This window comes from Peptoniphilus catoniae, from assembly GCF_901447155.2.
In the GTDB taxonomy this organism is placed as follows: Bacteria; Bacillota; Clostridia; order Tissierellales; family Peptoniphilaceae; genus Peptoniphilus_E; species Peptoniphilus_E catoniae.
This window is the reverse complement of sequence record NZ_LR588414.1, coordinates 373,113-384,658: the sequence shown is the minus strand read 5'-3', so window position 1 is coordinate 384,658 and position 11,546 is coordinate 373,113. Positions and strand designations below refer to the sequence as shown.

The following is an 11,546-nucleotide window of genomic DNA, read 5'->3' as shown; positions in this document are numbered from 1 at the left end:
TACCTTCACTATAATTTTTCAATTTTTATATCCCTAAGTTCTCTATCTATTAAATTGGCATAAATATTTAAAATATCGCCTACTTTATAATCTCCTGGATTATTTATAGTAATAATGGAACCAGGAGTTAAAAAGCTACTATCAGACTCTAAAATTCTAAGATCCATATTGCCGCTTTCACTTCTTAAAATTAAAAGTTCAGCCTTAAAAGTAACCTGGCTTTCCTTTAATATATCCCCTTTTTCATCGATAAAGCTGATATTCTTTATTATTCCGTCTTTAAGAGACGCTTTTACTTTATAACCTTCTATTTTCTTAAAATCAAAATATTCATTTGTATTAAGTTCCATTACATAAATATCGTTACTGTCAAATTTATAATCTACTCCATTTATTTTCATAATCGAATCTTTTCCATTAAGGCTTACAGATTCAACAAATCCTTCCACAAAAGTCTTTGTAAGTATAGGACCACTATTTGCATCTAAAGGCAAGGATGATTTTAAATATCTATCAGCAATTACCGCAACTTCAGACCTTCTTATGTATTTATTACCATTAAAGTAGCCATCGCTGCCTGTATCGGAATAGATTCCCGATTTAACAAGATTTACCAAATAAGACTTGGTCATATAAGGTATGGCATCAAGATCAGTATGTTTTAGTTGTGAAAAATCGGTATCCTCACTTATTTTAAATGCTCTTGCAAAATAAACGGTAACAGAATTTCTATCAGGATAAACAGGATCCGTATCTTTTAAAAAACCTCTTTTATTCGCCGCATCTAAAGTAGATGGTGTAATTGTATTAATAAACAAGTTGTAGCATAAGGCATCAATAGCCCAATCAGGTACCCCTGCTGATTTTGCAAGAGTTTCATAAGTATTTCTTGCCAACTCGACTTCGTTGGACGTAGGATTGTTTATATTTTTAATTACCTGCATAATTTCAAGAAAACTTACAGCCCTATAAGGCTTAAAATTTCCATCAGGATATCCTTCGAAGATTCCCTTATCTGATAAGTATTCTACAGCACTATAGGCCCAACTATAATCTCCATCATGGGTTAAATCTTTATAAGATTTTGCATAAGTCTTAGTATTTATAAGAGTAAATATAAAAATTGCCATTAGTAAAAATTTTTTCATTATTTGTCCTTCCTCCTAGTATATTATAACATAAGAGTCTTCTTTTAAAATAAAAAAGAGGGGTCAACCCTCTTATTTATTAGTTAAGTCTGATAACTTAGCTTCTATTAAATCAGCAAGAGATAAGGGATTAATCTTTACCTGTATACCTACCTTGCCTCCACTGACAAATATATAGCTAAGATCTTTGGCACTCTCATCTATAAAGGTTGGAAAAAGTTTTTTCATTCCTATTGGGGAGCAACCTCCATGGATATAACCTGTTAAAGGAAGTAAATCTCTTTGGGCAATCATATCTATTTTTTTGCTTCCAACAACCCTAGCCGCTTTTTTTAAATCTAATTCTTTCTCAACTGGTATTACAAATACATAGTAATTTTTTTCCTTAGACTCAGTTACTAAGGTTTTATATACTCTAAGAGGATCCTCTCCGGTTTTTCTTGCTACATCGATTCCGGATATTCCTCCATCTGTACTATATTCCACTAAGTCATATTTAATTTTTTTGCTATCTAAAATTCTTACAGCATTTGTTTTTTTCATAAACTTCTCCTAATACTAATAAAAAAAGGGAATGAACAAATCATTCCCCTTAAATCTTTTAATTAGTCTTCAAGTTTTAAACCGCCAAGAAGATCTCCAAGAGTGGTGTTAAAGTTATCTGATGAAGAAGTGTCATCTTCTTTTACTTCTTCAATTTGTTTTTCTTCAACTTTTTCTTGTACTTCTTCCACTGGTTCTTCTTCATAGCTTTGACTTTGAACTTCTTCCTCTACTTCTTCTTCAACCTCAGGTTCAAGTAGAGCTTTCATTGATAGAGAAATTTTCTTTTCTTCTTCGTTGATGTCTGTAACCTTTACAGTTATCTCTTGACCTATTTCAAGCTTGTCTGAAGGTTTTTCAACATGTTCTCTTGAAATTTGTGAAACGTGAAGTAATCCGTCAACTCCTGATTCAAGTCTTACAAATGCACCAAAATCAAGAAGATTTACTACTTTGCCTTCTATTACATCTCCAACTTTTACATTTTCAACAAAAATGTCCCATGGTTTTTTAGATGTTTGTTTTAAACCTAAAGCTATTCTATTCTTTTCTTCATCTACATTTAAAACTTGAACTTTTACCTTTTGTCCAGGTGCAACTACATCTGATGGATGTTTAACTCTATTCCATGAAAGTTCTGATATATGAATTAATCCATCGACTCCGCCAACATCTACAAATGCTCCAAAATTGGTAAGTCTTTGAACTGTACCTTCTATTACATCTCCAACTGCAAGTGAATTATAAACAGCGGATCTTTTTTCTTCCAATTCTTCTGATTCTACATTCTTTCTTGAAAGAACAATTCTTCTTTTTGCTTTATCAAAATCAATGATTTCACAAAGCATGGTTTCAGAAACATATTTTGACAAGTCTTTTTGGAATCTAACTGATACATGAGATGCGGGAATAAATGCCTTTAGGCCTTCAAGATCTGCAATAAGTCCACCTTTTACAACTGACTTAACTTTTACTTCTACCTTCTTACCTTCTTTAAACATTTCTTCGACTTCGTCCCAAACCTTCATGCTTTCAACTCTTTTTGCAGAAAGTACAACATTTCCGTCACCATCATCTATTTTCATTACATAGACTTGGATTTTGTCGCCAGGTTTAAAAACATCTTCCGGTTTTACGTCGGGATCTTTTGAAATCTCCTCTTTTGAAATTATGCCATCTGATCTATAACCGATGTTAACCATAACTTCACTCTCATTTACAAATAAAACTTCTCCTTCAACTACTTCGCCTCTTCTAATTTTCTTAAAAGAGCTCTCGATAGCTTCCATCATCTCATTGTTGTCAAAATTTTCCATACTACTAACAGCCTCCTTGATTACCGACTCAGGTGTGGACGCCCCTGCGGTAATACCTATTTTATTAAATTTTTTTAATTTATTATATTTAAGGTCATTTATTGACTCTATAAAATATACATTTTCACAATTTTCTTTTGCCACTTCTGCAAGCTTATTTGAGTTTGAACTTTTCTTATCTCCAAGAACTATCATTGCGTCTACTTTTTTTGATAATTCCCTTGCAGACTCTTGTCTCTTTCTAGTGGCGCTACATATAGTATTATAAACTATAATTTCATCTTTTAAAATGCTTTTTAAAAGATTTATTATATTTTCATACTTTTCTTCATTATTTGTCGTTTGAGATACAAGAATTGCCTTTCCAAAAGGCACCTTGTTAATATCTTCTTCCGAAGAAATAATTATACCCTTATCATTGGCATAGGAATTAATTGATATTATCTCAGGATGATTGGGATCTCCAAATATGATTACATTATACCCTTCTTTATATTTTTCAGATACAATTTTATAAATTAATTTAACCTTAGGGCATACACAATCTATTATTTCATTACCCTGATCCTTTAAATAATCTATTATCTTTTTATGAACTCCATGAGATCTTATTATTACTTTTGAATTGTTGAGTATTTGATACTCATCAACTACTTCTACTCCAAGCTTTTCTATATCTTCCACAACTCTTTTGTTGTGAACTAAAGGGCCTAAACTATAGACACCCTTACCGGCATTTTTATTTGCTAAAATAACAGCCCTTTTGACTCCTCCACAAAATCCGGCATTTTCAGCTACCAATACTTCTATCTTCATCAACCCCATATATGGACTTTAATATCTTAAGAGCCAGATCATCATAATCTTTCTGATTAAGTTTAGGCGTTTGAGATAAATCTATAGGCTTCCTTATTACAAGTCTCATTTTTCTAAATAATTTATAATTTCCATCTATATAAATGGGAACTATTTTTGATTTCGTTCTATGTCCTATTAATGCAACTCCTGACTTTGGATTGGAAAAATCTTGGTTTTTTACTCTTGTGCCTTCGGGGAAAATCCCAAGAACCTTTTTCTCTTTCAATATTCCCATAGCTTTTTTTATTGCCTTAATATCAGTTGCCTGTCTGTCTACAGGAAACGCCCCCATTAAATCTACGATGTATCCTAAAATCTTTGATCTATAAAGTTCTTTTTTTGCCATCCAATGTATTTGAGTTTTTATTAAACATGATACAAAAATAGGATCAAAATTACTTTTATGGTTTGGAGCTACTATTATTGGTCCCTCTTTAGGAAAATTTTCTTTTCCTACAAGCTCCACTCTAAAAAGCAGCTTAATAAAAATTAAACCAATAAATCTAAATATTTTATATAACATTTTTACCTCTTAACAAGTCTAAAATATAATTTATGCTTTCTTCAAGATTCATATTACTATTATCAAATTCAAAAGCATCTTCAGCTTTTTTTAAAGGAGAGTTTTTCCTTTTTATATCATTTTCATCTCTTGACATTATATCTCTTTTAAGCTTTTCAAAGTCTACGCTTTTGTCTTTTTCCTTTAGCTGGTCATATCTTCTTCTAGTCCTAATATCTATTGAAGCTGTAAGAAATATTTTTAAATCGGCGTTAGGAAGCACAACTGTACCTATATCTCGTCCTTCCATAACTACGGACCTTCTTTTTGAAATTTCTCTTTGTATGTTAACTAAGTAATCTCTAACTTTTTGATTTTTTGATAAGACTGATGCTTTTTTTGATATGCCTTGAGATCTTATTTTATCTGATACATCCTCTTTATCAAGATAAATCTTACCATCTTTATAGTCTATGTGAGTTCCTTTTAAAAAATTTTCAAGATTACTGAAATCACACAAATCTAAATTATTTTTAAAAGCTTTATAAGCCAAAGCCCTATACATTGCTCCTGTATCTATATATGATATATTAAGCTTATCTGCCAGTGCCCTTGCCAAAGTACTTTTACCACTACCGGCAGGCCCGTCTATCGCTATTGAATACATAAATCCTCCATTAAAAAATCACTGTTAGCACAGTGATTCTTATTATTCTTATAAAGGTCCATTGCCTTCTAACTGATTATTATATGGTAATAAGCCATTTAATACAAGCTATTTATCTTTTATACCGAGCTTCCTGCCAAGTATCCTGTGGAATTTGCTATTTGAAGATTATATCCTCCGGTAAATCCCTCAACATCTAAAACTTCTCCACAAAAATATAAGCCCTTTACTTTTTTGGACTCCATAGTTGAAGGATTTATCTCCCTTACACTTACTCCTCCACTTGTAACTATGGCAGCGTTAATATCCATTAAAGATTTAAAATTAAGCGGCATATTTTTTATAGTATATACAAGCTTTTGTCTTTCTTCCTTTGAAATTTTATTAACCGAAATATCAGGCCTTATACCTGCTAAGTTTATAATTACTCCAATAAGTTTTTTAGGTAACAAATCTACCAAAGCATTTGAAATATTTTTATTAATATAAGATTCAAAATCCCTCAAGACCCTTTCATCTAATTCCTTGTAATCAAGTGCAGGCTTTAAATCTATAAAAAGTCGAACATTTTTACTCCTATTTATACGATTGGACATTCTAAGGACTGTGGGACCGCTTATGCCAAAATGAGTAAACAAAAGCTCTCCAAATTCTTTATAGGTCATCTTTTTATTCACCTTGGCTATAAAATCTATATTTTTTAAAGTAAGTCCTTGTAAATCCTTTAAAAAATCATCATCCAGCTCTATAGGCACAAGGGCAGGCTTTAAATCTTCAACCTTAAGCCCGAAGCTTTCAGCAAATTTATAACCCCAACCTGTTGAGCCTGTAGACCTGTAAGAAAAACCTCCCGTTGATATAATTACTGCATCAAATTCCAGGTTATCATTTAAAATAAACTTGTCTTTCTTTTTCTCCAACCGATTTATTTTATAACCAAGCTTTATAGCAACTCCTGAGCTTTTTAAAAGCCTTTCATAAACTTTAATAACATCTGAGGATTTATCGGTCTTTGGAAAAACTCTTCCCCCTCTTTCTACAACTGTATCAAGTCCCATGTCATTTAACAGTTTAATCATGTCCTTGTTAGTGAAGCTATAAAAAGCTGAATATAAAAACTTTCCATTTCTTGAGATTTCTTCAAAAAACTCTGATATATCTCTATTGTTAGTAATATTACATCTACCTTTGCCTGTTATATAAAGTTTTTTCCCAAGCTTTTCATTTTGTTCAAAAAGTGTTACCTCATTATTTTTTGAGCCGCAATATGCTGCCATCATACCTGCAGGCCCCGCTCCTATTACCGCCAACTTTTTCATTATCTCACTCCAACTAAATAAACTATAGGAGGATTATTAACCTGATTATAAAACTCTCTTTTTTCAACTAAAAAACTTTTTTGATCAAGATTCTTTAAATAATTATCAAGTTCTCTTCTCTCCTCAAGGGAACCTTCATGACCTAAATATGAAACAATTATTATAACTCCATCACTTAAAAGATAATCTTTAGCTATATCAATGGATCTTATAGTTGTATCCGGTCTTGTAACTATAGTTTTATCTGATCCCGGTAAATATCCCAAGTTATAGATAACTAATTTAAACTTGCAATTGAATTTATCAAATACCTTGTCATGGGATTCTTTTATAAGCTTATAGTTATGAAAGCCCTCTCTTTTTAAAAGTCTGTCAGTTTCTTTCAGTGCGGAATCTTGAATATCTACGCAATATAAAAATCCTTCTTCTATTCTTTTTATAATATTTAAAGAGTCCTTACCATTTCCGCAGGTTGCATCCATGCAGATTGAATCTTTAAGATTCATATTGTTAAGGACTTCATCTATTACTTGCCTATAATTAAATTTTACAGTTTTCATTTTATCGATTTCAAATACTTTATTTCATCTTCGTTTAAATATCTATAATTTCCTATTTCCAAATCTCCTAATTCGATTTCTCCTATAGATATCCTTTTAAGCTTTTTAACTGGATGATTTATTTTTTCATACATTAACTTCACCTGATGGTTCTTGCCTTCTGAAATTGTAGTCCTGATTATTGAATCATTTTCAAAACTTTTAAGAATTTTAACATCTGCTCCTTTAAATTTTTCATTACCAACCTTTATGCCCTTTCTTAAAGAGTCTAAAGCCCTTTTATCAGGAGTCCCTTCTACTGTTGCTATATAGGTTTTCTTTATTTCATGCCTTGGATGAGTCAGCTTGTTAGTTATTTCTCCGTCGTCTGTAAGCAGTATAAGGCCTGTAGTATCTATGTCAAGTCTTCCTATAGGATATAACCTTTCATCTGTTTCTATCATGTCTACAACAGTTTTTCTTCCCTTCTCATCACTAGCTGTAGATACTACACCCATAGGCTTGTTAAGAGCTATGTAGGTGTGTTTTTTTATTATTTTAAGTCTTCTTCCATCAAGATAAACTCTATCTTTATCAGGATCGACTTTATATCCAGGCTCAGTAATTACTTTATTATTTACTTTTACTCTGCCTTCTGAAATAAATTCTTCAGACTTTCTTCTTGATGCTGCTCCTGAATGAGCCATATATTTCTGTAATCTCATTCTTCCTCCATAAAATCCATGCTTATTTGCATATCCTTTTCTATTTTAGGTAACTGATTTATATCAGGTATGCCTACTTTCTTTAGAAATTCATCGGTAGTTTCATATATATTCGGTTTTCCTATTTTATCCAGCTGGCCTGCAACTCTTATAAGGCCCATATCAACTAAACCTCTTATTGTAGAATCACACTTAACTCCTCTTATGCTTTCAACTTCCACTTTAGTAACAGGTTGCTTGTAGGCTATAATGGCTAAAGTTTCAAGGGAAGCGTTTGATAGACTTTTTTTATTCTTATTACTTACAAATTTGCTTATATAATCATAATTTTCAGGCTTTGTATTTAACTGATAGCTGCCTTGAACTCTTATAAGCCTTAAGCCTCTATTCTCATCCTTGTAACTTTCAACCATAAAATCTAAAGTATCCTTTATTTTTTCAATGGGTAAATCCATAGCAAAAGATAAATCCTCGGGACTTACAGGTTCAGACCAAGCAAAAAGAATCCCTTCTATAATAGACATTATTTTTTTATCTGATAGCATTACAATCTCCTAACTATCTTAATATCTGAAAAATTATTATCCTGTAGAGCATAGGCTTCACCTAATCTTACAAGTTCAAGTAAGGATAAAAAATAAACTATTATTTCTTCTACAATTGGATAATCGCTTATAAGACTTAAAAAACTGAACTCTTTATATCTTTCAAGCTTATTCTTTATATCCTTCGTTGCTTTTTCAATAGAGTAAGAATCTATAGATATATTAGAAACCTCGTTTTTATCGACAGCTCTTTTTAATATATTATTAAAGGCTTGAGACAAAGACTCCTTGCTTAAATTTTTTAAAAAATCTAAACTGTCTATATTGGAGAAATCTTCTTGAAGTTTATAAAAAGTTTTGTTTTCATATTCCGCAGCTTCCTTTAATTCTTTGGAAATCTCTCTAAACTTTTCATACTCAAGTATTTTATCAACAAGTTCCTTTCTGGGGTCCTCCTCTTCCTCTTCAATATCTTCATCAAATGTAAATTTAGGAAGAAGCATTTTAGATTTTATCTCTACAAGCGTTGAAGCCATAACTATAAAATCTGAGGTCAACTCCATGTTAAGTTCTTTAGACATATTTATATATTCAAGAAACTGACTTGTAATTATATGAATGGGTATGTCATAAATATCTATTTCATTTTTCTTTATTAAGTCCAGCAACAAATCCATAGGCCCTTCATATTGCTTTATACTTATATTATATTCCATAGGGATATTCCTACATCTATAAATATATTTATTATATTAATTATTATGGGTCCCATAAATTTACTTATGGATCCCGAAAACAAAAGTGCTATTAATAGTAGATAGAAAGCTTTTTCATATTTATAAAAAAACATTTCCAAGTCCATAGGCAAAATGCTAGCAAGAGCTTTTGATCCGTCAAGAGGAGGAATCGGTATTAAATTAAATACTCCAAGCATTACGTTATACCACATAATTTCCTGTATAAGATTTGTTACAGACATATTTTTCATATATACAGGTACCATAATTATTGCAGCTATAAATCCGATAATAAAATTTACTGTAACACCTGCCAGGGAAACTATAAGAGTTCCCTTTCTTCTATTCTTAAATTTATTTGAATTAATTGGAACGGCCTTGGCCCAACCGAACCTTAAAAGTATCATTGACAATAAACCCACAGGATCTATATGGTTAATGGGATTAAAGGATAGCCTGCCATCGTTTTTTGCAGTATCATCCCCTAAAAGGTAGGCTGCATAACCATGAGCTACCTCATGGGGAATAATAGCTGATAAAAGTGCTATAGCAGTATATACCAAGGATAAAACATCCATATTTCTAAACAAAACTATCAACTTCCTTTAAAATAAGCTTATAATTATCAGGCTTTTTTTCTCCAATTTTATACGCTTCATAAATTAAAGACATGGCATCATCTATAGATTCTTTATTTTCAGTATAAATTGTAGCAAGAGGTTCTCCTTCCTTTACCATATCTTCTACCTTTTTATTTAAAATTACTCCGGAGCCCATATCTATTTCATCTTCCTTGGTTTCTCTACCTGCTCCTAATTCTTTTGCGGCTTCACCTATTGCTAAAGCGTCTATTCTTTCTACATATCCATTGGATTTACTTAGTATTTCTTTTCTTATAGAGGATATTTTAAATTTTGAGTTATCATCTACAAAAGAAGCGTCCCCGCCTTGACGGGAAACCATTTCTTTAAATTTTAAAAGTGCCTTGCCATTTGTAATATTTTCTATAAGTTCTTTTCTTGCAAGGTCTTCGCTACTATATTTGCCAGATAAAAAAGCAAGCTTTGCTCCTATTTTTATACTGATTTCGGTCAGATCTTTAGGTCCCTCGCCTTTAAGAGTATTTATAGCTTCTATTACCTCAAGGGAATTACCTACTGCAAACCCTAAGGGTTCATCCATATTGGTAATAAGTGCCGCAGTCTTTCTTCCAAATTTTTCTCCAATTTTAACCATAGTGTTTGCAAGCTTTTCGGCGTTTTCTTCAGTTTTCATAAAAGATCCCGAACCAACCTTTACATCAAGTAACAAAACATCACTATCTACAGCAAGTTTTTTACTCATAATAGAGCTTGCAATTAATCCTATATTATCCACAGTTGCACTTGCATCCCTTAAAGCATAGATTTTTTTATCAGCCGGAGTTATATTTGCAGTTTGTCCGTTAATTGATATGCCTATGTCGTTAATATCTCTTATAAATTCATCTATTGATAGGCCTACGTTAAATCCTTTAATGGATTCTAATTTATCTAAAGTCCCACCTGTATGTCCAAGTCCTCTGCCACTTAGCTTAGCAAAATTAATACCAACACTTGCTAATAAAGGCCCCACAACAAGAGTAGTAGTATCACCTACTCCTCCTGTTGAATGCTTATCTACTTTGACTCCATTTATTCCCTTTAAATCTACAATATCTCCTGAATGAAGCATAGCATCTGTAAGATTATATGTTTCTTCAAAAGTTAAGTCATTTATACAAATAGCCATTAATAAAGCCGATGCCTGATAATCTTTTATAGTATCGTCGGTAAATTTATCTACAAAATAAAAAATCTCATCTCTTGTTAATTCTTCCGCATTTTTCTTCTTATTTAAAATATTATATATATTCATTAAATCACCTTAATGATATTTCTTACATATTTCTTAAAAATTTCACTTGTTTCCTTGGAGCTATTTATTACATCTTCATGATTTAGTGGTTGATCTAAAACTCCTGCTGCCATATTGCTGGTACATGACAATCCCAGTACTTCCATATTTCTATGTTTTGCAATAATAACTTCAGGTACTGTGCTCATTCCTACACTGTCGGCTCCAAGTATACCTGCTGCTCTAACTTCTGCAGGTGTTTCATAACTAGGTCCACTAAACCACATATAAACTCCCTCTTTAACGTCAAGGTTAATATTTTTTGCAGCCTCTTTCGCCTTTTTTATAAGATTTCTTGAATATGTGTAGGTCATATCTGGAAATCTTGGACCCTTTTCATCATTTGGTCCTATTAGAGGATTTATTCCTGTAATATTTATATGATCTTTTATTATCATTATGTCCTTGGGTTTAAAGCTTTTGTTTACAGCTCCACTTGCGTTGGTAACTATAAGTTTCTCAACGCCAAGTTCAGATAAAACTTTTATAGGAAATATTACCTTATCCATCCCCAGACCTTCATAGTAGTGGACTCTTCCTTTCATAACAACAATACTTTTTCCTTCAAGCTTTCCCATTATAAGTTTTGAGTCATGACCCACCACACTTGATGAAACGAATCCTGGTATGTTTTTGTAATCAAAGCTTATGGGATTTTCTATAAGATCAGCAAAATCTCCTAAACCAGATCCTAAAATTACTCCAATTTTCG

General features: G+C 31.8%; 13 protein-coding genes. All 13 read right to left on the bottom strand.

The window, feature by feature from the left end:
* Positions 1–8 precede the first annotated feature (8 nt).
* Positions 9–1,148 carry an S-layer homology domain-containing protein gene (locus PEPCATONIAE_RS04485; protein ID WP_138159762.1) on the bottom strand — a complete coding sequence of 380 codons (1,140 nt, stop codon included), beginning with the start codon at positions 1,146–1,148 and terminating at the stop codon, positions 9–11.
* 72 nt (positions 1,149–1,220) lie between these two features.
* A complete protein-coding gene (gene ybaK, locus PEPCATONIAE_RS04480; protein WP_138159761.1) occupies positions 1,221–1,691 on the bottom strand; it encodes a Cys-tRNA(Pro) deacylase in 471 nt (156 codons plus the stop codon).
* Positions 1,692–1,753: 62 nt separating this feature from the next.
* Positions 1,754–3,832 carry a bifunctional 4-hydroxy-3-methylbut-2-enyl diphosphate reductase/30S ribosomal protein S1 gene (locus tag PEPCATONIAE_RS04475; protein WP_138159760.1) on the bottom strand — a complete coding sequence of 693 codons (2,079 nt, stop codon included), beginning with the start codon at positions 3,830–3,832 and terminating at the stop codon, positions 1,754–1,756.
* A complete protein-coding gene (locus PEPCATONIAE_RS04470; protein ID WP_138159759.1) occupies positions 3,798–4,388 on the bottom strand; it encodes a lysophospholipid acyltransferase family protein in 591 nt (196 codons plus the stop codon). The genes PEPCATONIAE_RS04475 and PEPCATONIAE_RS04470 overlap by 35 nt, the downstream gene beginning before the upstream one ends.
* Positions 4,378–5,034 (bottom strand): (d)CMP kinase, encoded by a 657-nt coding sequence (gene cmk, locus PEPCATONIAE_RS04465; protein ID WP_138159758.1) that lies wholly within the window; start codon positions 5,032–5,034, stop codon positions 4,378–4,380. The genes PEPCATONIAE_RS04470 and cmk overlap by 11 nt, the downstream gene beginning before the upstream one ends.
* A 119-nt stretch (positions 5,035–5,153) precedes the next feature.
* The gene (locus PEPCATONIAE_RS04460; RefSeq protein WP_138159757.1) at positions 5,154–6,353 is read right to left on the bottom strand and encodes a BaiN/RdsA family NAD(P)/FAD-dependent oxidoreductase; all 1,200 of its coding nucleotides are present in this window, start codon (positions 6,351–6,353) and stop codon (positions 5,154–5,156) included.
* Positions 6,353–6,913 (bottom strand): tRNA 5-(aminomethyl)-2-thiouridylate-methyltransferase MnmM, encoded by a 561-nt coding sequence (mnmM, locus tag PEPCATONIAE_RS04455; RefSeq protein WP_138159756.1) that lies wholly within the window; start codon positions 6,911–6,913, stop codon positions 6,353–6,355. The genes PEPCATONIAE_RS04460 and mnmM overlap by 1 nt, the downstream gene beginning before the upstream one ends.
* Positions 6,910–7,617, bottom strand: a complete 708-nt coding sequence (locus tag PEPCATONIAE_RS04450) for a pseudouridine synthase (RefSeq protein ID WP_138159755.1) — start codon at positions 7,615–7,617, stop codon at positions 6,910–6,912. The genes mnmM and PEPCATONIAE_RS04450 overlap by 4 nt, the downstream gene beginning before the upstream one ends.
* Positions 7,614–8,162: an SMC-Scp complex subunit ScpB gene (gene scpB, locus PEPCATONIAE_RS04445; RefSeq protein WP_138159754.1), complete on the bottom strand. Its 549-nt coding sequence runs from the start codon at positions 8,160–8,162 to the stop codon at positions 7,614–7,616. Before scpB ends, PEPCATONIAE_RS04450 begins: the two co-directional genes overlap by 4 nt.
* Positions 8,162–8,878, bottom strand: a complete 717-nt coding sequence (locus PEPCATONIAE_RS04440; protein WP_138159753.1) for a segregation and condensation protein A — start codon at positions 8,876–8,878, stop codon at positions 8,162–8,164. Before PEPCATONIAE_RS04440 ends, scpB begins: the two co-directional genes overlap by 1 nt.
* Positions 8,863–9,477, bottom strand: coding sequence for a site-2 protease family protein (locus PEPCATONIAE_RS04435; RefSeq protein ID WP_138159800.1), 615 nt, complete (start codon positions 9,475–9,477; stop codon positions 8,863–8,865). Before PEPCATONIAE_RS04435 ends, PEPCATONIAE_RS04440 begins: the two co-directional genes overlap by 16 nt.
* A 4-nt stretch (positions 9,478–9,481) precedes the next feature.
* The gene (locus PEPCATONIAE_RS04430; protein WP_138159752.1) at positions 9,482–10,795 is read right to left on the bottom strand and encodes a thymidine phosphorylase; all 1,314 of its coding nucleotides are present in this window, start codon (positions 10,793–10,795) and stop codon (positions 9,482–9,484) included.
* Positions 10,795–11,541 carry a purine-nucleoside phosphorylase gene (locus PEPCATONIAE_RS04425; protein ID WP_428842298.1) on the bottom strand — a complete coding sequence of 249 codons (747 nt, stop codon included), beginning with the start codon at positions 11,539–11,541 and terminating at the stop codon, positions 10,795–10,797. The genes PEPCATONIAE_RS04430 and PEPCATONIAE_RS04425 overlap by 1 nt, the downstream gene beginning before the upstream one ends.
* Between the last annotated feature and the right edge of the window lie 5 nt (positions 11,542–11,546).

Excerpts from the sequence above, each read along its gene's own strand:
- PEPCATONIAE_RS04485 (WP_138159762.1), bottom strand. The coding sequence starts at position 1,148 with ATGAAAAAATTTTTACTAATGGCAATTTTTATATTTACTCTTATAAAT.
- ybaK (WP_138159761.1), bottom strand. The coding sequence starts at position 1,691 with ATGAAAAAAACAAATGCTGTAAGAATTTTAGATAGCAAAAAAATTAAA.
- PEPCATONIAE_RS04475 (WP_138159760.1), bottom strand. The coding sequence starts at position 3,832 with ATGGGGTTGATGAAGATAGAAGTATTGGTAGCTGAAAATGCCGGATTT.
- PEPCATONIAE_RS04470 (WP_138159759.1), bottom strand. The coding sequence starts at position 4,388 with ATGTTATATAAAATATTTAGATTTATTGGTTTAATTTTTATTAAGCTG.
- cmk (WP_138159758.1), bottom strand. The coding sequence starts at position 5,034 with ATGTATTCAATAGCGATAGACGGGCCTGCCGGTAGTGGTAAAAGTACT.
- PEPCATONIAE_RS04460 (WP_138159757.1), bottom strand. The coding sequence starts at position 6,353 with ATGAAAAAGTTGGCGGTAATAGGAGCGGGGCCTGCAGGTATGATGGCA.
- mnmM (WP_138159756.1), bottom strand. The coding sequence starts at position 6,913 with ATGAAAACTGTAAAATTTAATTATAGGCAAGTAATAGATGAAGTCCTT.
- PEPCATONIAE_RS04450 (WP_138159755.1), bottom strand. The coding sequence starts at position 7,617 with ATGAGATTACAGAAATATATGGCTCATTCAGGAGCAGCATCAAGAAGA.
- scpB (WP_138159754.1), bottom strand. The coding sequence starts at position 8,162 with ATGCTATCAGATAAAAAAATAATGTCTATTATAGAAGGGATTCTTTTT.
- PEPCATONIAE_RS04440 (WP_138159753.1), bottom strand. The coding sequence starts at position 8,878 with ATGGAATATAATATAAGTATAAAGCAATATGAAGGGCCTATGGATTTG.
- PEPCATONIAE_RS04435 (WP_138159800.1), bottom strand. The coding sequence starts at position 9,477 with ATGGATGTTTTATCCTTGGTATATACTGCTATAGCACTTTTATCAGCT.
- PEPCATONIAE_RS04430 (WP_138159752.1), bottom strand. The coding sequence starts at position 10,795 with ATGAATATATATAATATTTTAAATAAGAAGAAAAATGCGGAAGAATTA.